Genomic DNA, 23,537 nt, shown 5'->3' with positions numbered 1-23,537 from the left:
CCCTGAACTGGGGTACAGTCTGATTCGCAGCCGCCGAGCGGCCGCAAATCAAGGACCTGTGGAGCAGTTGGTTAGCTCGCCACCCTGTCAAGGTGGAGGTCGCGGGTTCAAGTCCCGTCAGGTTCGCAAGAAGAGCAGGGCCCGCATCCCCAGGGATGCGGGCCCTGCTTCGTTTGCCCTCCGGGAACACCCGGACCGACGCGAACACCCGGGCCGACGCCGACACGCGGGCCGACGCCGACACCCGGGCCGACGGAAACGCCTGGACCGAAGGGAGCGCCGGGGTCTCCAGGAACACCCGGGCCGAAAAATCCCCCGTCCGCATGAGGCACTCTGCGACACACGTCCCCTTACGGGTGCATTGCGGGTTGCACAAGAGTTACTGCCTGTGACGGGAGTCACCACATGAGTTTTTGGGACTCGCACATTTATCGCACCCATACGCGTGCTCGATTTAATATGTGCAATGGCACCCACCCTGTGGGCCTCCCGCGCGGACCCGGCTCCACCCCTCCCCGGGCATAAAAAAAGGATCGCGCTGGACCCGGCGGAGTCCAGCGCGATCCGACGACAAGAACCTGTTGGGGCAGGTCCAGGCGTTTGAAGCCTTTGGGTTTCATCGGATTGGGGGACCCGATTCAAACCCGGTAAAGCGGGGTGCTTGCGCGACCTCAGGCCTCGCTGCGCTGCTGCGGAATTCCCGCGAGCAGAGCGCGAACCTCGGCCTCGCGGTATCGGCGGTGTCCACCCAGGGTGCGGATGGACGTGAGCTTGCCAGCCTTGGCCCAGCGGGTGACCGTCTTCGGGTCCACGCGGAACATCGTGGCAACCTCAGCCGGGGTCAGCAGCGGCTCGGCATCAGGGGTGCGAGCGGTCATGAGCGGCCTCCTCGGGAGAACCGAACCATCTCGGTTCTTTCCTCTAAATTCTGCACCTTGGCCCGCGTTGCCCGAAATGGACATACGCGGGCCGAGTCGGTTATAGGACGAACGGCTTGTCCTCGGCACTACAACTACACCATCCGTCCAGCCGTGACGGCCAAACCGATGGAATTGCCCTCCGAGGTGTTCATCAGCGGCGGAAGCCGATGGACCGTCCCATAACGGACAGTCACCCCACTGTGACGATCAGTCACAGAGCGATCAGGAGTCATCAGGACCCCCCGTAGAGTGCAATGCCGAGCATTCCGCCCAAAGTTGGGTGGAAGGAACCCTCCCCGGACTCCTTGTCCTATTTTGGCACGAGGGTAGGGGAAGGGCGCAAGGGTGTAGATAGTGCGGTCCGTCACGCTTGAGTCAATGGCCCGTATCGGGACGTAGGTCCTGGAACTAAGGCCCGAAAGCGTCGCGATCAAGAACTCGGGGGACCGGTTCGGGGGTCAGTTCGCGAACAGTCTCTCCCGGACCTCCCGCCAGCGCTCCGCCAGCTCCGCGTACACCTCCGCCGCCGCCGCCTCGTCCCCGGCCCGCAGCGCCGCGATCCCCGCCGCCACGTCCCGGGCCGACCGGTCGGTGCGCAGCCGGTCCGCCGGCAGGGCGTGCACCAGGCCCCCGTAGTCCAGCTCGACCATCGAGCGCGGGTGGAACTCCTCCAGCCAGCTGCCGACGTCCACCAGCCCCTCCGCGAGCCCCGCGTACCCCTCGGCCTCCCGCAGGATGCGCAGCGCCCGGGCGAGCCGCCGCCGGGCCTGCACCATCGGCGTCCGGTAGCGCATCCGCTCGCCCGGCAGGTACTCCCGCTCGTCGTCGGCCACCAGCACGAACCAGCGCAGCGGCACCTGCCACACCCCGGTACGGATCCACGGGCGCGCGTCCGGGTTCCGCTCGCGCCAGCGCTCGTACTCCTCCGTCGCACGCCGCCGCGCGCCCGGCGGGAGGGCCGCGTCCAGCACCGGGAGCGGGAACTGGTCGACGAGCTCCTGGAGCGCCAGCCAGCCGCGCAGTCTGGTCCGCCACGGGCAGACCAGCAGCACCCCGTCCACCTCCGCCGTGAAGGCGTCCGCGCTCTCGTGCGCCGGCACCCCGACCACCGGGACCCGGACCAAATCGGAGAGGGAGCGTCGCAGTTCGTCCTGGGCCGTCGCCACCACCCCGCGCCGCGCGTACGAGGCCCAGTGCGTGCGCTCCGGCTCCGCGAAGGCCACCAGGGGCTCGTAGACGCGCAGGTAGGAGGCGTACGGGACGGTCGGCGCCGAGCGCGCCGCGGGCAGCTTGGGGTCGGGGGATTCGCTCACGCTCTCGTACTCCCCCGCCCCGCCGGTGGCTACTCGCCGGGCGCCCGCCGACCCGGCACCGGGCGCCCGGCGGGCTCGTGGCGGGCCCGCCGCGGGAGGCCCCCGCACCCCGGGAGTGTTCCGATCTCCGGACAGGTCACCTGCGCACGGCCCGCAGGTCTTACTCTGCTCCCAGCACGCCCTCCCCCACCCGCAGGGCGGGCGTCATTCCGCCGCATCTCTTCCATGGGAGTCACCACCGTGACCGAAATGACCGACGGCGTCCTGCACACCCTGTTCCGCACGGAACAGGGCGGCCACGAGCAAGTCGTGCTGTGCCAGGACCGAGCCTCCGGCCTGAAGGCCGTCATCGCGATCCACTCCACCGCCCTGGGCCCCGCCCTCGGCGGTACGCGCTTCCACGCGTACGCCTCGGACGAGGAAGCCGTCCTCGACGCGCTGAACCTCTCGCGCGGCATGTCGTACAAGAACGCCCTCGCCGGTCTCGACCTCGGCGGCGGCAAGGCCGTCATCATCGGCGACCCCGACGTACTGAAGTCCGAAGAACTGCTGCTGGCCTACGGCCGGTTCGTGGAGTCCCTCGGCGGCCGCTACGTCACGGCCTGCGACGTCGGCACGTACGTGGCGGACATGGACGTCGTGGCCCGCGAGACCCGCTGGGCGACCGGCCGCTCCCCCGAGAACGGCGGCGCCGGCGACTCCTCGGTCCTCACCGCCTTCGGCGTCTTCCAGGGCATGCGGGCCAGCGCCCAGCACCTGTGGGGCGACCCGACGCTGCGCGGCCGCAAGGTCGCCGTGGCCGGCGTCGGCAAGGTCGGCCACTACCTGGTCGAGCACCTCCTGGAGGACGGCGCCGAGGTCGTGATCACGGACGTGCGCGAGGAGTCCCTGCGCCGCGTCCTCGACAAGCACCCGCAGGTCTCCGTCGCGGCCGACACGAACGCGCTGATCCGCACCGAGGGCCTGGACATCTACGCCCCCTGTGCCCTCGGCGGCGCGCTGAACGACGAGTCGGTACCGGCCCTGACCGCCAAGGTCGTGTGCGGCGCCGCGAACAACCAGCTCGCCCACCCGGGCGTGGAGAAGGACCTCGCGGACCGCGGGATCCTCTACGCGCCCGACTACGTGGTGAACGCGGGCGGGGTCATCCAGGTCGCCGACGAGCTGCACGGCTTCGACTTCGACCGCTGCAAGGCGAAGGCCACGAAGATCTTCGACACCACGCTGGAGATCTTCGCTCGTGCGAAGGCGGACGGCATCCCGCCGGCCGCTGCGGCCGACCGGATCGCCGAGCAGCGGATGGCGGACGCCCGCGCGGCGAAGGCCGCGAAGGGCTTGTCAGCGGCCCTGTAACACCCCCTGCGTGCGCCCGCCGGGGTTGCGGCGAGACGGAACTCACTGCACTTCGGCGGGTCGCCCGCCAGGAACGGGTTAAAATCGCAGCTGACCAGCGAGGACGGGGCGCCTCATTGGTTCTGCTTCGGGGCACGTCATGCGGGCGGCGTACCGTATGGCCGCGGAAGCAGGTACCGTTAAACCCCTACGGACGGTCTCTCCACGGAGAGCCCGCTCCGAACCATGAACGCGTGTCAGACTCTGGGGCCGTCGAGCCCCGTCACCGAGGGGGTCGAGCCATGGGGCGCGGCCGGGCCAAGGCCAAGCAGACAAAGGTCGCCCGCCAGCTGAAGTACAACAGCGGCGGGACTGACCTCTCGCGTCTGGCCAATGAGCTGGGCGCATCGCCGACGGATCCGCTGCTGCCTGTCAGCGAGCCGGTCGAAGTCGATGACGATCTGGATGACGACGACGACCCGTACGCCAAGTACGCGGATCTGTACAACAGCGATGACGACGACGAGGACGACGAGTCCGGTCCGTCGGCACAGCGTCGCGGCGCTTGACGCTTTTTCGCGTCTACACGAAGGCAACAAACACTGAAACCCGGTCCGGGGCCTCGCCCCGGACCGGGTTTCAGTGTTGCCCCGGCCGTCTCAGCTCGCGTAGGAACCGGTCAGGGTCGCGCCCTCGGTGCGGTCCTCCCGGTCCAGGATCTCTCCCGCGACCCAGGCGTCCACGCCCCGGTCGGCAAGCGCGGTCAGCGCCACGTCCACCGACTCCTGCGGGATCACGGCCATCATGCCGACGCCCATGTTCAGGGTCTTCTCCAGCTCCAGCTGCTCCACCTGACCGGCCTTGCCGACCAGGTCGAAGATCGCGCCGGGGGTCCAGGTCGAGCGGTCGACCGTGGCGTGCAGGTGGTCCGGGATGACCCGGGCCAGGTTCGCCGCGAGTCCGCCGCCGGTGATGTGCGAGTAGGCGTGGACCTCGGCCGTACGGGTGAGAGCCATGCAGTCCAGCGAGTAGATCTTGGTGGGCTCCAGGAGCTCCTCGCCGAGGGTCCGGCCGAGCTCCTCCACGTGCTGGTCGAGCGACATGCCGGCGCGGTCGAAAAGGACGTGCCGGACCAGCGAGTACCCGTTCGAGTGAAGGCCGGACGATGCCATCGCGATGACGGCGTCACCCGTACGGATGCGATCCGCGCCGAGGAGGCGGTCGTACTCGACGACACCGGTGCCGGCGCCCGCCACGTCGAAGTCGTCCGGGCCCAGCAGACCCGGGTGTTCGGCGGTCTCGCCGCCCACCAGGGCGCAGCCGGCGAGGACGCAGCCCTCGGCGATGCCCTTGACGATCGCCGCGACACGCTCGGGGTGAACTTTGCCCACGCAGATGTAGTCGGTCATGAAGAGCGGCTCGGCGCCGCAGACGACGATGTCGTCCATGACCATCGCGACGAGGTCGTGGCCGATGGTGTCGTACACGCCGAGCTGGCGCGCGATGTCCACCTTGGTGCCGACGCCGTCGGTCGCGGAGGCCAGCAGCGGGCGCTCGTAGCGCTTGAGGGCGGAGGCATCGAAGAGGCCGGCGAATCCGCCGAGGCCGCCGAGGACCTCGGGGCGCTGCGTCTTCTTCACCCACTCCTTCATCAGTTCGACCGCGCGGTCTCCGGCTTCGATGTCCACGCCCGCGGCTGCGTAGCTGGCACCGGTGGTCTTCTCTGTCATGACAGGGAGAGCTTTCGTGTCGTTACTGCGGGTGGTGCCGGGCCCTGGGAGAAGCACTCGTAAAGACAGGGCCCGGCGCAGGTGGAGCCGGGGTCGCGGGTCGCGGCGCTACGGGCGCCGGAGCGCGTCGGCGGCGTCGGTGCCGCCGGCCAGCTCGCTCTCCAGGAGCTGCTTGCCCAGGAGCTGCGGGTCGGGCAGCTCCATGGGGTACTCGCCGTCGAAGCAGGCACGGCAGAGGTTGGGCTTCTGGATGGTCGTCGCCTCGATCATCGAGTCGAGCGAGATGTACGAGAGCGAGTCCGCGCCGAGCGACGTGGCGATCTCGTCGACCGTCATGCCGTTGGCGATCAGCTCGGCCCGGGTGGCGAAGTCGATGCCGAAGAAGCACGGCCACTTCACCGGCGGCGAGGAGATCCGGATGTGGACCTCGGCCGCGCCGGCCTCGCGGAGCATCTTGACCAGGGCGCGCTGGGTGTTGCCGCGGACGATCGAGTCGTCGACGACCACCAGGCGCTTGCCCCGGATGACTTCCTTGAGGGGGTTCAGCTTCAGCCGGATGCCCAGCTGGCGGATCGTCTGCGAGGGCTGGATGAAGGTCCGGCCCACGTAGGCGTTCTTGACCAGGCCTGAGCCGTACGGGATCCCGCTGGCCTCGGCGTAGCCGACGGCGGCGGGCGTGCCGGATTCCGGTGTCGCTATCACCAGGTCGGCGTCGGCAGGGGCTTCCTTGGCCAGGCGCCGGCCCATCTCGACACGCGAGAGGTAGACGTTCCGGCCGGCGATGTCGGTGTCCGGGCGCGCCAGGTAGACGTACTCGAAGACACAGCCCTTGGGCTTTGCTTCCGCGAAGCGAGAGGTGCGCAGACCGTTCTCGTCGATCGCGATGAGCTCGCCCGGCTCGACCTCGCGGACGAAGCTGGCGCCGCAGATGTCGAGGGCGGCGGTCTCACTCGCGACCACCCAGCCGCGCTCCAGGCGGCCGAGGACCAGCGGGCGGATGCCCTGCGGGTCACGGGCGGTGTAGAGGGTTCCCTCGTCCATGAACACGAGCGAGAAGGCGCCCTTGACCTTCGGGAGGACCTTGGTGGCCGACTCCTCGATCGTCAGGGGCTTGCCGTCGTCGTCCGTCTGGCCGGCCAGCAGGGCGGTGACCAGGTCGGTGTCGTTGGTGGCCGCCACCTGGGTGGCGCGGCCGTCCTGACGGGGGAGGTCCGCGACCATCTCGGCGAGCTCGGCGGTGTTCACCAGGTTGCCGTTGTGACCCAGGGCAATGGAGCCGTGGGCGGTCGCGCGGAAAGTGGGCTGCGCGTTCTCCCAGACGGAGGCTCCGGTGGTCGAGTAGCGGGCGTGACCGACCGCGATATGACCCTGGAGCGAGCCGAGAGAGGTTTCGTCGAAGACTTGGGAAACGAGGCCCATGTCCTTGAAGACGAGGATCTGGGAACCGTTGCTCACAGCGATTCCCGCGGACTCTTGTCCACGGTGCTGCAACGCATACAGTCCGAAGTAGGTGAGCTTGGCGACCTCTTCACCCGGAGCCCAGACACCGAAGACGCCGCAAGCGTCCTGGGGGCCCTTTTCGCCGGGGAGCAGGTCGTGGTTGAGTCGTCCATCACCACGAGGCACGCTTCCGAGTGTAGGCGAGATCGACCACTGGTCCGAATTGGGGATGGCCGGGAAATGTCACAGCACAGAGGGTGACGGTACGACTCTGTCTCGCTATTCGGAGCCTTTGTTGACATCTACGAAGGTATTCGTACAGGCTCTCGCCTCATGCAGCCTCTCGGTGACCGTTCCGTCACCCTCGTCGAGCGCCGCCACGTAGACCTGGTCCGTGTCGCGAGCGCCATCTGTCGCTGTTCTGCGTAGCCACAACTCTCCCTCTCCTTTCCCCCTTTCGCTCCGCCGAGCCCCGCCCTGCCGTGCCGCGCGCCGTCCCGCGCCCGCCCGGGGCGAGGCCGCCGAGCCGTGCCTTGGAGTTCTCGTGTCTTCGTACAACAGCAATCTGTCCCGCCGGGCCTTCGGAAGTGCCGTCGGAGCGAGCGCCGCGGCCGCCGCGGTGGGGCTCGGGGCCGGCCCGGCCGCCGCCTCCGGCACCCCTCGGACCGGCCCCGAGGAGCGTCCGTTCCAGGCCGCCCGCGGCCGGCGTTCGCGGCGCCCGAACGTCCTGTTCATCCTCGGCGACGACCTGGGCTGGGCCGACCTGTCCTCGTACGGCTCCCCGCACATCAAGACCCCGAACCTCGACCGGCTCGCCCGCCAGGGGGTCCGCTTCACCGACGCCTACTCCGGCTCCGCCACCTGCTCCCCGACCCGGTTCAGCCTGTACACCGGCCGCTACCCGGGCCGGACCGCGGGCGGGCTCGCGGAGCCCATCGCCGACAAGTCGGCGGGCCTGGAGCCGACCCACCCGACGCTCGCCTCGCTGCTGCGCGCCTCCGGCTACGCGACCGCGCTGATCGGCAAGTGGCACTGCGGCTACCTGCCCGACCACAGCCCCACCAAGTCGGGCTGGGACGAGTTCTTCGGGAACTTCGGCGGGCCCTGGAGTACTACTCCAAGCTGGGCCTGGGCGGGGAGTACGACCTCTACGAGGGCGACGCCGAGTACAAGGACCTGCGCTACTACACGCGGATCCTGACCGAGCGCGCGAGCGAGTACGTCTCCCGCGACCACCACGGCAAGCCCTGGCTGCTGAACCTCAACTTCACCACCCCGCACTGGCCGTGGATCGCCGACGGGGACACCGCGGCGAGCGCCGAGGTCGAGCGGCGGATCAAGGCGGGCGACGCGCGGGCCCTGTGGCACCAGGACGGCGGCTCCGTCGAGAAGTACAAGCAGATGGTCGAGGACCTCGACCGCTCGGTCGGCGAGGTCCTGAAGGCCCTCAAGCGTTCCGGCCAGGAAGACGACACCCTGGTCTTCTTCTCCAGCGACAACGGCGGCGAGCGCTTCTCCTACAACTGGCCGCTCTCCGGCAACAAGGCCTCCCTCCAGGAGGGCGGGATCCGGGTTCCGAACATCGTGCGCTGGCCCGCCCGGATCGACGGCGGCCAGGTCAGCCGGGTCCCGGTGTTCACCCCGGACTGGACGGCGACCCTGCTGGAGCTGGCCGGGACCCGGCCGGACCCGGCCCACCCGCTGGACGGGGTGAGCCTGGCCGGATACCTGCTGCGCGGCGAGAAGACCGCGGAGCGGAACCTGTTCTGGCGGGTGCGCGGGGAGCGGGCCCTGCGCCGCGGGGACTGGAAGTACTACCGCGGCAAGACGGGCAAGGACCAGCTGTTCGACCTGGCCGGGGACATCCGCGAACAGGCCGACAAGGCGGCCCTGGAGCCGGCCCGGCTGGCGGAGCTGCGTGCGGCCTGGGAGAAGGTGGACGCGGGGCTGCTGCCGTACCCGGGCTGACGAGATCTGCAGGCGGGCGGGTCATTCCGCGGCCGATGCCGCCTTCGCGACCAGGCCCTTGCCGTCGGACGCGGTGAGAGTGAGGGTCCGGCCCTCGACCTTCGCGGTGAGCGGGCCGCTGCCGAAGAGACCGGTCAGGGTCCGCTCCACTTCGCCCACCGGGCCTTCGCAGGCCATCCGGGTCGAGGTGAGCGGCCCGAAGACGACCGAGGAGCCCTCGACGGTGGCCTTGGCACTGAACCGGTTGCAGCCGAGGCTGCCGCTCACCGCGGAGTCCGCGGCGATGGTGAACTGCGCCTTCCCCGCGGCCTCGGCGGGCAGGGAGGCCACGGTCCCCGCGCTCACCAGGGCCTCCACGGTCCAGTGGGTCGTGGTGAGTGGAGCGTCCGATTCCGCGGGCGTCGAGGTCATGGCGATGGTGCTCCCGTCGGCGGTCTTCAGGGTGAGCCGGTCGGGCCCCCGGTCGATGGTCAGCCTCCCCCGGAACAGCTTGGCGAAGGCCGTCTCGAACTCCATGTCCGCGCAGGCCATCAGGCTCGTGGCACCGGGTGTGACGGTCACCGCCGAGGTTCCGGAGAAGGCCACCGCCGCCGAGAAGCCGTTGCAGCCGTAGTTCCCCTTGACCTGGTCCGGGCCGATCGCGAGGCGGGCGGTGTCGGGCGCGTGCAGGGTCCGGCCGCCCGTGGTCAGGGACTCGACGGTCCAGGAACCCACGGGATCGGGGAGCGTGGCGCTCCCACCGCCCTCGGCCCGGCCGCAGGCGGCCAGGGCGAGCGCGAGTACGAGGGCCACGCCCGCGGAGGCGGGGACGTGCCGGGAGGTGCGCATGCCCCTGGGACGGATCCCGCGCGGCGCCGGTTCCACGCCGGGCATCTCAGCTCATGACCGGGAGCAGCGCCGACAGGTCGGCCCGCTCGCCACTGGCCCTGACCTGCGCGTCCTCCACGGCCGCGGCCCAGTCCGTACGCCCCGTGGCCAGCCGGATCCAGGTCAGCGGATCCGTCTCCACCACGTTCGGCGGGGTGCCGCGGGTGTGCCGGGGCCCCTCGATGCACTGGACCACCGCGAACGGTGGGATCCGTACCTCCACCGAGCCGCCCGGCGCCTTCAGCGCGAGGGCGTCGGCGAGCAGCCGCGTACAGGCCGCCAGGGCCTGCCTCTCGATCGGGATCTCCGCCCCGAGCGCCCGGTTGAGGTCGTCGGTGTGGACCACCAGCTCCACGGTCCGGGTGACCAGGAAGTCGGCCAGGGTCATGTCCCCGATCCACAGGTCCATCACCCGGCTGCCCGGGTTCGCGTCCAGCTCCTCGGCCATGCGGGCGCCGGCGCGCTCGTACAGCTCGGGCAGCGGGGCGCCGCCCAGGGTCTCCTTGGCCGCCTCCGCGATCTTCCCGGCGAGCGACGCGGTGGCGAAGGGCCACTCGACGGCCGTCAGTTCCGGTACGGCGGCCGGGGGCCGGGCCAGCCCGGCGGCCAGCGAGTGCGCGATCCACGCGATGTGCGCGGCGAGTTCGGCGACGCTCCACTCCCCGACCCCGCTGGGCCGCGCGAGTTCCTCCTCGCCCAACTCCCGTACGGCATCGCCCACATGCCCGAACTGCGCGGCGACCGCGGCCCGGATCTTCACGGCGTCGTAGGTACGCGCCCTCTTCTTGGCGGGTGGCATGGCCCGACCCTATCCGCCGGGGCGGACAACGGACCGGGCGCGCAACACCGGACGGCACCGGACGCACCGGACGCAGCGGACAACGCCCGAGCCCCCGCCCGGAGGACTCGAAGACTCCGGACGGGGGCTCGGGAACGAGCGCGGGATCAGGCGAGCAGCGCCGGGATCGTCGTCTCGTGCGCGGTACGCAGTTCCGCGAGCGGGATGGTGAACTCGCCCTGGATCTCGATCTCCTCGCCGTCCACCACGCCGATGCGGGTGGCCGGCAGGCCCCGCGCACCGCACATGTCGGTGAAGCGGAGCTCCTCGCTGCGCGGGACGGCCACGATGGCCCGGCCCGCGGACTCGGAGAACAGGAAGGTGAAGGCGTCCAGGCCCTCGGGCACCACGATCCGCGCACCGTTGCCGCCGCGCAGGCAGGACTCGGTGAGCGCCTGGATCACGCCGCCGTCGGACAGGTCGTGCGCCGCGTCGACCATGCCGTCGCGGGACGCCGAGATCAGGATCTCGCCGAGCAGCTTCTCGCGGCCCAGGTCCACCTTGGGCGGCATGCCGCCGAGGTGGTCGTGGACGACCTGGGACCAGGCCGAGCCGCCGAACTCCTCGGCCGTGTCGCCCAGCAGGTACAGCAGCTGGCCGGCCTCCGCGAACGCCATCGGCGTGCGCCGGTTGACGTCGTCGATCACACCGAGGACCGCCACGACCGGGGTCGGGTGGATCGCGGTCTCACCGGTCTGGTTGTACAGCGAGACGTTGCCGCCGGTCACCGGGGTGCCCAGCTCCAGGCAGCCGTCCGCGAGACCGCGGGTGGCCTCGGCGAACTGCCACATGACGCCCGGGTCCTCGGGCGAGCCGAAGTTCAGGCAGTCGGAGATGGCGAGCGGCTTGGCGCCGGTCGCGGCGACGTTGCGGTACGCCTCCGCCAGCGCGAGCTGCGCACCCGTGTACGGGTCGAGCTTCGCGAAGCGGCCGTTGCCGTCGGTGGCCATGGCCACGCCGAGGTTGGTCTCCTCGTCGATGCGGACCATGCCGGCGTCCTCGGGCTGCGAGAGCACCGTGTTGCCCTGGACGAAGCGGTCGTACTGGTCCGTGACCCAGGACTTCGAGGCCTGGTTCGGGGACGAGACCAGCGCCAGGACCTGCGCGCGGAGCTCCTCGGAGGTCTGCGGCCGGGGCAGCTTGCCCGCGTCGTCGGCCTGGAGGGCGTCCTGCCACTCAGGGCGCGCGTACGGGCGGTGGTAGACCGGGCCCTCGTGGGCGACGGTGCCCGGGGGCACGTCCACGATCTGCTCGCCGTGCCAGAAGATCTCCAGGCGCTCGCCGTCGGTCACCTCACCGATGACGGTGGCGATGACGTCCCACTTCTCGCAGATCTCCATGAAGCGGTCCACGTACTGCGGCTCGACGATCGCGCACATGCGCTCCTGCGACTCGCTCATGAGGATTTCCTCGGGCGAGAGCGTCGCGTCGCGCAGCGGGACGGTGTCCAGCTCGACGCGCATGCCGCCGGAACCGGCGGAGGCCAGCTCGGACGTGGCGCAGGAGAGCCCGGCGCCGCCGAGGTCCTGGATGCCCGCGACCAGCTTCTCCTTGAAGATCTCCAGGGTGCACTCGATGAGGAGCTTCTCCTGGAAGGGGTCGCCGACCTGCACCGCGGGGCGCTTGGTGGGCTTGCTGTCGTCGAAGGTCTCGGACGCGAGGACCGAGACGCCGCCGATGCCGTCGCCGCCCGTGCGGGCGCCGTACAGGATGACCTTGTTGCCGGGGCCGGAGGCCTTGGCGAGGTGGATGTCCTCGTGCTTCATCACGCCGATGCAGCCGGCGTTGACCAGCGGGTTGCCCTGGTAGCAGGCGTCGAAGACGACCTCGCCGCCGATGTTCGGCAGGCCCAGGCAGTTGCCGTAGCCGCCGATGCCCGCGACCACGCCCGGCAGGACGCGCTTGGTGTCGGGGTGGTCGGCCGCGCCGAAGCGCAGGGGGTCGACGACCGCGACCGGGCGGGCGCCCATGGCGAGGATGTCGCGGACGATGCCGCCGACGCCGGTGGCCGCGCCCTGGTAGGGCTCGATGTAGCTGGGGTGGTTGTGCGACTCGACCTTGAAGGTGACCGCGTACCCCTGGCCGACGTCGACGACGCCCGCGTTCTCGCCGATGCCGACGAGCATGGCGTCGTTCTGGGGGACCTTCTCGCCGAACTGCTTCAGGTGGACCTTGCTGCTCTTGTACGAGCAGTGCTCGGACCACATGACCGAGTACATCGCGAGCTCGGCGCCGGTGGGGCGGCGGCCGAGGATCTCCCGGATCCGGGCGTACTCGTCCTCCTTGAGGCCGAGTTCCTTCCAGGGCTGGGAGGCGTCCGGGGTCTCGGTGGCGTTCTTGACGGTGTCGAGGCTCATGCGGAGACCAGCTTCTTCAGGACCGAGGTGAAGAACGGGAGGCCGTCGGTGCGGCCCGTCCCGATCAGCGGCTCGACCGCGTGCTCGGGGTGGGGCATGAGGCCGACCACGTTGCCCGCGGCGTTGGTGATGCCGGCGATGTCGCGGAGCGACCCGTTCGGGTTGCCGTACCCGTCGGCGGCTTCGCCGTGGGCCGCGTACCGGAAGGCCACGCGGCCTTCGGCCTCGAGCTCGTCGAGCACGTGCTCGTCGGCCACGTACCGGCCGTCCATGTTCTTGAGCGGTACGGAGATCTCCTGGCCGGCGGTGTAGTCGCCGGTCCACGCGGTCTCCGCGTTCTCCACCCGCAGCTTCTGCTCGCGGCAGACGAAGTGCAGGTGGTTGTTCCGGAGCATCGCCCCCGGCAGCAGGTGGGCCTCGGTGAGGATCTGGAAGCCGTTGCAGATGCCGAGGACCGGCATGCCGGCCTTGGCCTGCTCGATGATGGTCTCCATCACCGGCGAGAACCGGGAGATGGCTCCGGCGCGCAGGTAGTCCCCGTAGGAGAAGCCGCCCGCGAGGACGACCGCGTCGACCTGGTGCAGGTCCTTGTCGCGGTGCCACAGCGAGACGGGCTCGGCCCCCGCGAGGCGGACGGCGCGCAGCGAGTCACGGTCGTCGAGCGTTCCGGGGAACGTGACGACTCCGATGCGAGTGGTCACCGTCAGGCCTCGACCTTCACGGTGAAGTCTTCGATGACGGTGTTGGCGAGGAACGTTTCGGCCATCTTGTGGATGCGGTCGAGGGCGGCCTGGTCGACCGGTCCCTCCACTTCCAGTTCGAAGCGCTTCCCCTGGCGGACGTCGGCGATGCCCTCGAAGCCCAGGCGCGGCAGTGCACGCTGCACCGCCTGGCCCTGAGGGTCGAGGATCTCCGGCTTGAGCATGACGTCGACTACGACGCGTGCCACTGGCACTCCCGATGGGTGGTTGGTGCGAAGGCGGTTCCCTCAGCGTACCCGGCCGAAATTTCTACGCGGGTAGATATCCTTCGGGCGCATCCGGCCCCCCGTTTCGACTTCACCAACGCTTCGCAAAATCCACCGGAAAAACACGCACCCGGGATTGCGGCGGGACACGCGGAGACAATTAACTGGGCTTCGCAATGCAATGGGAATCGCGGTACAAAGGATTCCACCAAGATTCCAGCGGAATCACGCATTGCTCCGAAACATCCACACAGGCGACATCACCGCACGTCCCGATGGGTGGGCGGCGTCGCACGAAGGGACCGATATCCGTGGCGCAGCGCGTAGTAGTCACGATCTCCGACGACATCGACGGCGGAGAAGCGGCGGAAACGGTCACGTTCGGCCTGGACGGTAAGTCCTACGAGATCGACCTCAATCTGGCCAACGCAAAGAAACTGCGGAAGAGCCTCGCGCCCTTCGTGGAGGCCGGGCGACGTCAGGCCCGCTCCGGGAAGACGTACAAGCACACCTCGCTGGCCCCGGACCCGGCGGTCGTCCGTGCCTGGGCCCGGTCCAACAGCCTCGACGTACCGCCGCGCGGCCGCATCCCGAAGCGGGTGTACGCGGCGTACAACGAGGCCCACTGAGTCCACCGGGGCCTCCGGCGCGCCGGAGGCCCCGCCGAGGTCCGCTAACGGGGCCTGCCGGGGGCCGATTTGCCATCCACCCCCTCCGATCCGCTAGTGTGTGGATCACGCCGAGGGGCGAGGCCGCAGGTCAAAGCCCTGAAGGTCGTGCGGGTGTAGTTCAGTAGCAGAACATCCCCCTTCCAGGGGGAAGGCGCAGTGTGCGATCCCTGTCACCCGCTCTGCAACGCTTTACCGACCACTCCGGTGGATCGGGTAGAGTGATGCACGCATCGCAGCGGTATTCATTCCGAGGCAGCATGCGGACGTAGCTCAGTTGGTAGAGCACCACCTTGCCAAGGTGGATGTCGCGCGTTCGAGTCGCGTCGTCCGCTCAGCGTGCAAAGGCCCTGATCATTGATCAGGGCCTTTGTCGTATGCGTTTACTCACCGGGGGGCTGGGACCGTGTCGAAGCTGACGGGGTGGTGGAGGAACCGCAGCAGTGCGGCCAAGATCGAGCTCTACACCCGCTGGTCGTTCCACCTGTTCGTCCTCCTCGAATCCCTCTCGGTGCTCTTCGGCCTCGCCCCCGAGGGCCTCGGAGCCGTCAGCGGCGCCCTGCTCCTGCCCCTGTGCGCGCAGATCGCGCTGTGCGGAGTGCTGTCCTCCAAGGCCTTGGACTGGGTGCTCGGCCGCCGCGAGCGGCCCGTACGCCTGGCGGTGACCGTCGCCGTGCTGACCGCATCGCTGGCGGTCGCCGTACTGGTCCTGCGCTCGGGCGGCGCCCTCTCCCACGCGGGCGTCGCCCCCGCCCTCGTGGTCAACACGGTCGCGTTCGCATCGGGTTCGCTGACGCTGGCCCTGACACGGGTCCGGCACATGCTCTGCGTGGCACCGGCCGCGGGCACCTCGGCGGCTGCCGTGGCCCTGGCGGTGGGACACCCTGTCGCAGAGGCGGCCGGCTACGGGGTCGGCGTCTTCCTCACCTGCGGCCTGCTCGTCCTGGCCTGCGGCTTCTCCTCCTGGCTGCTGAAGACGGTCTACGAGCTCGACCGGGCCCGGGAGCTCCAGGCGCAGCTCGCCGTCGCCCAGGAGCGGCTGCGCTTCGGACGGGACCTGCACGACGTGATGGGCCGCAACCTCGCGGTGATCGCGCTCAAGAGCGAGCTGGCCGTCCAGCTGGCCCGGCGCGAACGCCCCGAGGCCGTGGACCAGATGATCGAGGTCCAGCGGATCGCCAGCGAGTCGCAGCGCGAGGTGCGCGACGTCGTACGCGGCTACCGCGAGGCGGATCTCACCGTGGAACTCGAAGGCGCGCGCGGGGTGCTCAGCGCGGCCGGGATGGACTGCCGCGTCGAGGTCGAGGCGGGCGGTGTGCTGCGCCCCGACGTGCAGTCGGCGCTGGGCTGGGTGGTCCGGGAGGCCACCACCAACGTCCTGCGGCACGGGGACGCGCGCAGCTGCGTGATCCGGCTCACGGCGCCCGACGAGGGCGCGCTGACGCTGGTGGTGGAGAACGACGGGGCCCCCGAGGTGCCGGCCGGACCGCCGGGCTCCGGCCTCGCGGGCCTGCGGGAGCGGCTCGCGGCCCTGGACGGCACCTTGGAGGCCGGCCCGGTCGGCGGCGGCCGGTTCCGGCTGCTGGCCCGGATCCCGGGCGGACGGCTGCGAGGACTGGAGGCGCGGGCATGAGCCCCGTACGCGTACTGCTGGCCGACGACGAGCACCTGATCCGCGGCGCGCTCGCCGCGCTGCTGGCCCTGGAGGACGACCTGCTGGTCGTCGCGGAGGCGGCCTCGGGGCCGGAGGCCCTCGCGATGGCGCGCGCCCACCGGCCGGACGTGGCGGTGCTGGACCTGCAGATGCCGGGGGCGGACGGTGTGAGCGTGGCCACATCGCTGCGGGCCGAACTCCCCGACTGCAAGACGATGATCGTGACGAGCCACGGGCGTCCCGGGCACCTGAAGCGGGCCCTCGCGGCAGGGGTGCGCGCCTTCACGCCGAAGACGGTGTCGGCGCAGCGGCTGGCCGAGCTGATCCGGACCGTGCACGCCGGAGGGCGCTATGTGGACCCCGAGTTGGCGGCCGACGCGATCAGCGCGGGGGACTCCCCGCTGACCGCGCGCGAGGCGGAGGTGCTGGAACTCGCGGGGGACGGGGCGCCGATCGCGGAGATCGCCGAGCGGGCCTCGCTCTCGCCGGGGACCGTACGGAACTACCTGTCGTCGGCGGCGACGAAGCTGGGCGCCGAGAACCGGCACACGGCAGTGCGTCTCGCACGCGAGCGGGGTTGGGTATAGTAGGTCTCGCGTTACGGCGCACCTGCGGACATAGCTCAGTTGGTAGAGCACCACCTTGCCAAGGTGGATGTCGCGCGTTCGAGTCGCGTTGTCCGCTCCATCGAAGAAGCCCCCGGTCCTGTGACCGGGGGCTTCTTCGTCTCTCAGGCCGGGGCCGGAGCCGTGTCCCACGCCGGTGTCCCAGGCCTGGTCCGGGCCTGGGACACCGGGCGTCAGGCCCAGCCGAGGCCGGTGAGGCGCTCGTACGCCTCGATGTACTTGGCGCTGGTCTGCTCGGCGACCTCCTGCGGGAGTGCCGGCGGCGGGAGTTCGCCCGTACGGTCCCAGCCGGAGGCGGGGGAGGTGAGCCAGTCGCGGACGAACTGCTTGTCGAAGGAGGGCTGCGCGCGGCCCGGCTTCCACTGGTCGGCCGGCCAGAAGCGGGAGGAGTCCGGCGTCAGCACCTCGTCGCCGGCGACGAGGGTGCCCTCCTTGTCGAAGCCGAACTCGAACTTGGTGTCCGCCAGGATGATCCCGCGCTCGCGGGCGATGTCCCGGGCCCGGCCGTACACGGCCAGGGTGGTCTGGCGCAGCAGTGCGGCCGTCTCGGCGCCGGTGGTGCGCGCGACCTCCTCGTACGAGACGTTCTCGTCGTGCTCGCCGACGGCGGCCTTGGCGGCCGGCGTGAAGATCGGGGCGGGCAGCTCGGAGCCGTCCACGAGCCCCTCGGGGAGGGCAAGTCCGCAGACCGTACGGGTCTTCTCGTACTCGGCGAGGCCGGAACCGGTGAGGTAGCCGCGGGCCACGCACTCGACCGGGACCATGTCGAGGCTCTTGCAGATCAGCGTGCGGCCGGCCCAGTCGGCGGGGGCGCCCTCGGGCAGGTCGGTGCCGATCACGTGGTTCGGGACGAGGTCGCTCAGCTGGTCGAACCACCAGAGCGAGAGCTGGGTCAGGACGCGGCCCTTGTCCGGGATCTCGGTGGGGAGCACCCAGTCGTACGCGGACATCCGGTCGCTGGCGACCATGACGAGGTTGCCGTCGCCGTCACGGTAGAGGTCGCGCACCTTGCCGGTGTGGAGGTGGACGAGGCCGGGCACCTGAACCGGCTCGGGCTTTTCGACGAATCCGGACACGGGGTCTCCCTGTGGTTCTGTACGAGCGCAGCCCCATTCTCCCGTACCGGGGGCCGTGCCCGGCTCCGGGGGTGTCCGGCCCCGCTCAGTCCCGCTTGCAGATCCGGTCGAGGAGATTGGCGGTGGCCCGCTGGACCCGTTCGTCGACGTGGCCGGGGCGGTCCAGGGCCGGGGACCAGGCGAAGGTGCCCGACGCGAAGACCAGGGCGCCGCTCGGGGCCCGGTACAGGGAGGTCTCCTGGTGGCGCTTCGCGCCCTCGCCGTCGCGGTACGGGGAGTGCGCGAGCAGGATCCGGTCCTGGTGCTCGGGGAGCTGGGTGCGCGGGAAGTACCGGTCGGCCTCGCCGGCGACCAGGCCGGGGAGCTCGTCGTTCTCGGCGGCGCCGGTGGAGTCCCAGAGCCAGTGCGTGGCATTGCGCACGATCAGGGGCGCGGCCTCGGGGACCCGCCCCGCGTACTGGATGCCGAGCAGCTGCTGCTCCGGGCGGTCGACCTCGCGCCAGAGGCTGGGGCGGCCGGGGCCGCGGCGTTTTCGGCAGGTGAGGAGCCGGTCGTCGACCCCGGAGGGGGAGGGGGCCAGCTCGACCTGCCAGTACATGGTGTTGGCGGAGAGGAAGACCAGCGAGGTGCCGTGGTCGCGGGCGCGCTCGACGGTGCGGCGCATGGGGGCCGACCAGTACTCGTCGTGGCCGGGGAAGACCAGGCCGCGGTAGCGGGTCGGGTCGACGCGGCCGGCGTGCAGATCGCGGGTGTCGGCGTAGGCGAGGTCGTAGCCGTAGCGCTCGGCCCAGCGGATGAAGTCGTAGGCGTGGCCCACGTGCAGGGGCAGGCCGGCCCCCGCGTAGGGCCGGTCGAAGGAGACCGTGACGGCCGCGTCCTGCTCGCCGAGCAGCCGGCCCTCCTCGTCCCAGGCGTGGTAGAGGCTCGCGCCGGTCCGCCCGTCCTCGGGGTAGAGGTTGTAGGCCTGCCAGGTGATGTCGGGCAGCAGCAGGAGCAGGTCGGCGGGGTGGTCGTCGCGGACGGTGAAGGGGATGTGGGACCGGTACCCGTCGGCGGTGGTGAGGACGGCTACGTACGCGCCGACGCTCCAGTAGGAGGGGACCTGGAGCCTCCAGGAGAGCCACCAGTGGTGGCAGGAGACGGTGCGGTCGGCGGTGAGGGGGGCCGGCTGGACGATGCCCGAGAGCCGGGGGCTCGTGGTGATCTTGGAGGCGCCGTCGCCGCCGTAGTGGCCGATGCGGTAGACGTCGACGGAGAACTGCTGGGGCGGGTCCACGGTGATGTGGAAGTCGATGGCCTCGCCGGGGGTGACGGCCCCGGTGGAGGCGAAGCCCTTGATCTGCCGGTGCACGTCGTCGGCGGTGCGCGGGCCGCCGTTGCCGCGGGCGCGGGGGATCCGTCCGGGGGCGAGCGCGGGGTCGGCGAGCGCGGGGTCCACGTACCAGGGCACGACGTGCCCGGTGTCGTCGAAGTACAGCTCGCTGCCGCGGAACCACGGCAGCGGGCCCTGGCCGAAGGGATCGTTCACCGCGTGCGCGAGCGCACCTGACTCCCAACGCCGGATCTGGTCCGCACCACCCATACCGCTCCCCTCCCTCGCTCCCCCGAACGGTCTCTGAACACACCGGTACGGCACGGTTTCGGGACATCGAACCGCTACCGGTCCCAGCACATCACATAACGCACTCATTCCGTCACCGTTCGCCATATCCGGAGCGCGGAGTGCGGGGTCCGCCGGGCCCGGACCGGCGAAGGAGGCGGTCGCCCGCGCCGTCAGACGAGGCGGACCGGCTTCTCCGGGCGTACGCCGAGCTCCGTGAGCCAGTCGCGCAGGGGCTCCGGGTCCCCGTCCTCCACCAGGGTGAGCACCCGGGGGGCCAGGTCCGCGCGCCGTTCGCCGCCGACCAGGAGGACCGGGCCGTCCAGCCAGTCCAGCCCGGGCGCGGCATCGGCCGAGTCGACGGCCGCGGCGCACACCATCGCCGTGACGTGGTCGGCGAGCAGATCCCGCCCGCTGCGGGGCGGCTGGAGCGGGAACAGCGGCACGGTGTCAGCCCCGCGCGCCGCTCCGGCGCGGGCGCCGGCGCCGGCGCCGCCCGCGCCCGCGCCCGCGGAACGTTCCTCCCTGGCCAGGTCACCGCTGAGCCGGCCGGCCAGCGCCTCTCCGGCCGCGCCCTCTCCGGCGGCGTCCGTGAGATAGCCCAGCACCCGGTCCAGCGTCGGCCCCGGGCCGGCCGGGACGGCGAGGGCGTCCAGCGCCGCGTGCAGCCGGGCCGCCTCCGCACGCCATTTGCGGTCCACGACCTCCTCCGGATACGCCGCCCAGTCCACCGGCGACCAGTCCGGGCCGGCCTCGGCCGGACCACCGTGGAACAGCCGGGCGGCGAGCAGCGAAGCCGCCTCGTCGATCACTCCGGGCCGCTCCAGCAGGTCGCACGCGGGCCGCTCGCCGAGCCGCGAGGTGAACCCGTCGGCCAGCCGGTCCCGCCGGGACAGCTCGGTCAGCGCGGAGACCACCCCGGCGTCGAGGTGCGCCGGCCAGCGGCCCATCCGCCACGCGGGCAGCGCGACCCTGGTCAACAGCCGGTCCCAGCCCGCGTAGGCCAGGCCGACCTGCTCCTGGGCGACGATGCGCAGCCCGTAGTCCACACCCTGTGCACGGTCCGAGGCGGCGGCCGCGACCCCGCGCTCCATCTCGGCGGCGTCCGTCTGGCACAGCCTCAGCAGCAGCCGGGCCGGGCGCCCGATCCAGCCGAGGCCGGGCCTGCTGCCCACGTCCGCGGCGGCGTCGAGCCCGCGTACGAAGCCCCGGGCGTCGGCTATGTCCGGATGGGCCGAAGGGCCCGTACCGGCGACGACCGGCGCCAGGACCGCCCGCAGTTCGGCGACCCGCATCCACCAGAGGAACGGCGAGCCGATCACCAGGACGGGAGCCGCACCCGGCTCCGTCTCGCGCCCGCCCGATATGCCGCTGCGCCGGTGGGCCGCGTGCGTACGGTCCTCCAGCCAGCTGTCGCAGTCCGGCGTCAGGGCTATCGCCGAGGGCGCCGGCACGTCCATCCGGTCGGCCAGATCCCGCACCATCCGGTACAGGTCGGGCGCGGCGGACTCCGGCAGCGGCACCGTCGGCGTCACGGCCGGGCTCGCCCGCAGCACCACCGCGGCGAACACCCCGCCGACGAGCAGCACCAGTACGGCGACGACACACACGACGAGCGTCACCACCGGCCAGGGATCACCGGCCAGCCGGCCCGTCATCCGGGCGCTCAGCAGCACCACCGCGAGGGCGGCGGGCAGCACCCCGAGGGCCAGTGCCCTGCTGCGCACGCGCAGCACGGCCAGGGCCCGGGAACGCGCGGACGGCGCGCCCCCTTCCACGATCGAACCCGTTCCGGACACGGCCGGACCTCACCCCCTCTGCCCTGCGGCGGTTTTGCTCACTCCCCCACTGTGACACCCGCCACTGACATCGCAATGCCGGTGGGCCAAGTGCCGGAATGCTTGGCATCGGACCCTAGTTGGGGAGCGACCGGCAGTCAGCCGGACCGGGTGACCATCACCCGATGGAATGGCTTTGGGCAAAGGTGGCTGCGTTCGAACGCGGCCGGATGCACTCGTACGCGGACACGCGCGCGGGCCCGGGCGCACCTGGGTGCGCACCGAGCCCGCGTGACGGATGCCCCGCTGCTCAGCGGCCTTCGGCCGCCTTGGCGGCGATGTCCGTACGGTGCTGGGAGCCGTCCAGCCGGATCCGCGCGACGGCCTTATACGCCTTCTCGCGAGCCTGTGCCAGATCGGAACCGGTCGCCGTCACCGACAGCACGCGGCCGCCCGCGCTGACGACCGCCTCGCCCTCGCGCCGGGTCCCGGCGTGCAGGACGTACGCGTCGGGACCGTCCTCGGCGGCCACCTCGGCCAGGCCCTCGATCGGGTCCCCGGTGCGCGGGGTCTCCGGGTAGTTGTGGGAGGCGATGACGACGGTCACGGCCGCGTCCGCGCTCCAGCGCAGCGGCGGCTCGGCGTCCAGGGTGCCGTTGGCGGCGTGCAGCAGCACGCCAGCGAGCGGGGTGCGCAGCCGGGCCAGGACGACCTGGGTCTCGGGGTCGCCGAAGCGGGCGTTGAACTCGATGACGCGGACGCCGCGCGAGGTGATCGCGAGGCCGGCGTACAGCAGCCCGGAGAACGGGGTGCCGCGGTGGCGCAGCTCGTCCACGGTCGGCTGGAGGACGGTCTCCATGACCTCCTCGACCAGCTTCGGGTCGGCCCAGGGCAGTGGCGAGTACGCGCCCATGCCGCCGGTGTTGGGGCCCTCGTCGCCGTCGAGCGCGCGCTTGAAGTCCTGCGCGGGCTGGAGCGGCAGCACGGTGACGCCGTCGGTGATGGCGAAGAGGGAGACCTCGGGGCCGTCGAGGTACTCCTCGATGACGACGCGGTCGCAGCCGAGCGCGTGCGCGCGGGCGGCGGCCCGGTCCTCCGTGACCACGACGCCCTTGCCGGCGGCCAGGCCGTCGTCCTTGACGACGTACGGGGCGCCGAAGGCGTCGAGGGCCGTGTCCACCTCCTCGGGGGTTGTGCACACGTAGCTGCGGGCGGTCGGGACGTCGGCCGCGGCCATCACGTCCTTGGCGAACGCCTTGGAGCCCTCCAGCTGCGCCGCTTCCGCGGACGGGCCGAAGACGGGGATGCCCGCGGCGCGGACGGCGTCGGAGACGCCGGCGACCAGGGGCGCCTCCGGGCCGACGACGACCAGGTCGGCTCCGAGTTCGGTGGCGAGGCGGGCCACGGCCGCGCCGTCGAGGGCGTCGACCGGGCGCAGCTCCGCCACCTCGGCGATGCCGGCGTTGCCGGGAGCGCAGTACAGCGCGTTGACGTCGGGGTCGAGGGACAGAGAGCGGCACAGGGCATGTTCGCGGGCGCCGCCGCCGATGACGAGGACCTTCACGCCCTGCAGCCTAGCCCGCGCGGCGGGATGCCCTTCGTGCGGCCACCCAATGAGACGGCCCTACTCGTTTGTGTATTCCTCTATAACGGTGGCTCCGAGCTCGCGCACGATGAGGTCGTGTCCGGTCAGGGCGCTGTCGACCAGGTCCGGATCGTCCTCCTCCGGTACGTCGTCCTCGGGCGCGACGGGCGGGGGCGCCTGCCGTACGGGGGGCTGCGGCGCGGAACCGCCCTGCTGGGCCGGGTGCTGCGGCGGCTGGTACGGCTGCTGCTGCGCGGCGGGACCCGGCTGCTGGGCGGGGGCCGGGGCGGCGGGAGCCGGGTTGTAGGCGGGCGGGGCCGCATACGCGGACGGGGACGGTGCGGGCTGGCCGCCGCCCCCGCCGACCACGGCGTCGATCTTCCAGTTGACCTGGAACTGCTCGGCGAGGACCGCCTTGAGCACGTCCTCGCTGCCGCTGCTCGCGAAGTTGTCGCGTGCTCCGGGGTTGGGGAAGCCCAGCTGCAAGGTGGTCCCGTCGAAGCCGGTGACCTGGGCGTTCTGGCTGAGCAGGATCCAGGTGAAGCGGCGGCGGTTCTTGACGGCCTCGAGGACCCCGGGCCACATCGCCTGGACCTGCCCGGCGCCGGCGGCCATGCCGGGCGAGGGGGCGGCGGCGGGAGCGGCCACGGCCGCGGGGGCCGGGGCGGCCGGAGCCGGGGCCGGCGCGGCCGCGGCGGCCTGGCCCGAACCGGGAGCGGCGGCGCTGGGCCAGGCCCCGGCGGCGGGTGCCGCGGAAGCCGGGGCGGCGGCTCCGGGCCAGGCGCCGGGGGCGGCTCCGCCACCGGGCTGCGCGGCCC

General features: G+C 71.5%; 19 protein-coding genes, 4 tRNA genes and 2 pseudogenes. 11 read left to right on the top strand and 14 right to left on the bottom strand.

Annotated elements, in window-relative coordinates; all coding sequences use genetic code 11:
* The first annotated feature begins 52 nt into the window (after window positions 1-52).
* A tRNA-Asp gene (locus tag ACFXGI_RS32645) sits at window positions 53-126 on the top strand.
* A 545-nt stretch (window positions 127-671) separates the two neighbouring features.
* Here the strand turns inward: ACFXGI_RS32645 and bldC are convergent.
* Together bldC and ACFXGI_RS32635 are read right to left on the bottom strand one after the other, a co-directional pair.
* Entirely contained in the window at window positions 672-878 is a 207-nt protein-coding gene (bldC, locus tag ACFXGI_RS32640) for a developmental transcriptional regulator BldC (RefSeq protein WP_003949541.1), read from the bottom strand.
* Window positions 879-1,378: 500 nt separating this feature from the next.
* Window positions 1,379-2,233 carry a hypothetical protein gene (locus tag ACFXGI_RS32635; RefSeq protein WP_384714622.1) on the bottom strand — a complete coding sequence of 285 codons (855 nt, stop codon included), beginning with the start codon at window positions 2,231-2,233 and terminating at the stop codon, window positions 1,379-1,381.
* Between the two features lie 240 nt (window positions 2,234-2,473).
* On the opposite strand from ACFXGI_RS32635, the gene ACFXGI_RS32630 reads away from it, so the two are divergent.
* On the top strand, window positions 2,474-3,586 hold the full coding sequence (locus tag ACFXGI_RS32630) for a Leu/Phe/Val dehydrogenase (protein ID WP_384714619.1): 1,113 nt from the start codon (window positions 2,474-2,476) through the stop codon (window positions 3,584-3,586).
* Window positions 3,587-3,867: 281 nt separating this feature from the next.
* Complete coding sequence (locus ACFXGI_RS32625; RefSeq protein ID WP_030857985.1) at window positions 3,868-4,134, top strand: DUF3073 domain-containing protein; 267 nt, start codon at window positions 3,868-3,870, stop codon at window positions 4,132-4,134.
* A gap of 90 nt (window positions 4,135-4,224) precedes the next feature.
* Here the strand turns inward: ACFXGI_RS32625 and purM are convergent, their stop codons facing one another.
* Complete coding sequence (gene purM / locus ACFXGI_RS32620) at window positions 4,225-5,295, bottom strand: phosphoribosylformylglycinamidine cyclo-ligase (protein ID WP_384714616.1); 1,071 nt, start codon at window positions 5,293-5,295, stop codon at window positions 4,225-4,227.
* 108 nt (window positions 5,296-5,403) lie between these two features.
* On the bottom strand, window positions 5,404-6,921 hold the full coding sequence (gene purF, locus ACFXGI_RS32615; RefSeq protein WP_384714613.1) for an amidophosphoribosyltransferase: 1,518 nt from the start codon (window positions 6,919-6,921) through the stop codon (window positions 5,404-5,406).
* A 147-nt stretch (window positions 6,922-7,068) separates the two neighbouring features.
* On the opposite strand from purF, the gene ACFXGI_RS32610 reads away from it, so the two are divergent.
* Window positions 7,069-7,164 carry a putative leader peptide gene (locus ACFXGI_RS32610; RefSeq protein WP_350325720.1) on the top strand — a complete coding sequence of 32 codons (96 nt, stop codon included), beginning with the start codon at window positions 7,069-7,071 and terminating at the stop codon, window positions 7,162-7,164.
* Between the two features lie 115 nt (window positions 7,165-7,279).
* Window positions 7,280-8,703: pseudogene (locus tag ACFXGI_RS32605) on the top strand (sulfatase-like hydrolase/transferase).
* Window positions 8,704-8,724: 21 nt separating this feature from the next.
* Here ACFXGI_RS32605 and ACFXGI_RS32600 read toward each other — a convergent pair.
* The 5 genes from ACFXGI_RS32600 to purS all read right to left on the bottom strand — a co-directional run bounded on the left by ACFXGI_RS32600 (window position 8,725) and on the right by purS (window position 13,720).
* Window positions 8,725-9,531, bottom strand: coding sequence for an META domain-containing protein (locus ACFXGI_RS32600; RefSeq protein WP_384714610.1), 807 nt, complete (start codon window positions 9,529-9,531; stop codon window positions 8,725-8,727).
* Between the two features lie 46 nt (window positions 9,532-9,577).
* Window positions 9,578-10,369, bottom strand: coding sequence for a sterol carrier family protein (locus tag ACFXGI_RS32595; protein WP_384714608.1), 792 nt, complete (start codon window positions 10,367-10,369; stop codon window positions 9,578-9,580).
* Between the two features lie 146 nt (window positions 10,370-10,515).
* Window positions 10,516-12,765: a phosphoribosylformylglycinamidine synthase subunit PurL gene (gene purL, locus ACFXGI_RS32590; RefSeq protein WP_384714605.1), complete on the bottom strand. Its 2,250-nt coding sequence runs from the start codon at window positions 12,763-12,765 to the stop codon at window positions 10,516-10,518.
* Window positions 12,762-13,466, bottom strand: a complete 705-nt coding sequence (purQ, locus tag ACFXGI_RS32585) for a phosphoribosylformylglycinamidine synthase subunit PurQ (protein WP_384714602.1) — start codon at window positions 13,464-13,466, stop codon at window positions 12,762-12,764. Before purQ ends, purL begins: the two co-directional genes overlap by 4 nt.
* A 2-nt stretch (window positions 13,467-13,468) precedes the next feature.
* Complete coding sequence (purS, locus tag ACFXGI_RS32580) at window positions 13,469-13,720, bottom strand: phosphoribosylformylglycinamidine synthase subunit PurS (RefSeq protein WP_008740952.1); 252 nt, start codon at window positions 13,718-13,720, stop codon at window positions 13,469-13,471.
* 323 nt (window positions 13,721-14,043) lie between these two features.
* On the opposite strand from purS, the gene ACFXGI_RS32575 reads away from it, so the two are divergent.
* The 6 genes from ACFXGI_RS32575 (at window position 14,044) to ACFXGI_RS32550 (ending at window position 16,741) form a co-directional block, all read left to right on the top strand.
* Window positions 14,044-14,361 carry an Lsr2 family protein gene (locus ACFXGI_RS32575; protein ID WP_384714599.1) on the top strand — a complete coding sequence of 106 codons (318 nt, stop codon included), beginning with the start codon at window positions 14,044-14,046 and terminating at the stop codon, window positions 14,359-14,361.
* Between the two features lie 149 nt (window positions 14,362-14,510).
* A tRNA-Gly gene (locus tag ACFXGI_RS32570) sits at window positions 14,511-14,582 on the top strand.
* An 80-nt stretch (window positions 14,583-14,662) separates the two neighbouring features.
* A tRNA-Gly gene (locus tag ACFXGI_RS32565) sits at window positions 14,663-14,735 on the top strand.
* Window positions 14,736-14,806: 71 nt separating this feature from the next.
* Window positions 14,807-16,033 carry a sensor histidine kinase gene (locus tag ACFXGI_RS32560; RefSeq protein WP_384714596.1) on the top strand — a complete coding sequence of 409 codons (1,227 nt, stop codon included), beginning with the start codon at window positions 14,807-14,809 and terminating at the stop codon, window positions 16,031-16,033.
* The gene (locus tag ACFXGI_RS32555; RefSeq protein ID WP_384714593.1) at window positions 16,030-16,641 is read left to right on the top strand and encodes a response regulator; all 612 of its coding nucleotides are present in this window, start codon (window positions 16,030-16,032) and stop codon (window positions 16,639-16,641) included. The genes ACFXGI_RS32560 and ACFXGI_RS32555 overlap by 4 nt, the downstream gene beginning before the upstream one ends.
* 24 nt (window positions 16,642-16,665) lie before the next feature.
* A tRNA-Gly gene (locus ACFXGI_RS32550) sits at window positions 16,666-16,741 on the top strand.
* 112 nt (window positions 16,742-16,853) lie between these two features.
* Here ACFXGI_RS32550 and ACFXGI_RS32545 read toward each other — a convergent pair.
* From ACFXGI_RS32545 to ACFXGI_RS32525, 5 genes and pseudogenes are all read right to left on the bottom strand, one after another.
* Window positions 16,854-17,756: a phosphoribosylaminoimidazolesuccinocarboxamide synthase gene (locus ACFXGI_RS32545; RefSeq protein ID WP_384714590.1), complete on the bottom strand. Its 903-nt coding sequence runs from the start codon at window positions 17,754-17,756 to the stop codon at window positions 16,854-16,856.
* 85 nt (window positions 17,757-17,841) lie between these two features.
* Complete coding sequence (locus ACFXGI_RS32540; RefSeq protein ID WP_384714587.1) at window positions 17,842-19,338, bottom strand: N,N-dimethylformamidase beta subunit family domain-containing protein; 1,497 nt, start codon at window positions 19,336-19,338, stop codon at window positions 17,842-17,844.
* A gap of 191 nt (window positions 19,339-19,529) precedes the next feature.
* Window positions 19,530-21,155 carry a hypothetical protein gene (locus ACFXGI_RS32535; protein WP_384714584.1) on the bottom strand — a complete coding sequence of 542 codons (1,626 nt, stop codon included), beginning with the start codon at window positions 21,153-21,155 and terminating at the stop codon, window positions 19,530-19,532.
* A gap of 289 nt (window positions 21,156-21,444) precedes the next feature.
* Window positions 21,445-22,698: a phosphoribosylamine--glycine ligase gene (gene purD / locus ACFXGI_RS32530; protein WP_384714582.1), complete on the bottom strand. Its 1,254-nt coding sequence runs from the start codon at window positions 22,696-22,698 to the stop codon at window positions 21,445-21,447.
* A 60-nt stretch (window positions 22,699-22,758) separates the two neighbouring features.
* A pseudogene (locus tag ACFXGI_RS32525) lies at window positions 22,759-23,537 on the bottom strand (DNA polymerase III subunit gamma and tau); the annotation flags it as partial.

This window comes from Streptomyces sp. NPDC059355, from assembly GCF_042752335.1.
Taxonomy (GTDB): domain Bacteria; phylum Actinomycetota; class Actinomycetes; order Streptomycetales; family Streptomycetaceae; genus Streptomyces.
The sequence above is the reverse complement of the archived record's forward strand: the minus strand, read 5'-3'. Positions and strand labels throughout refer to the sequence as shown.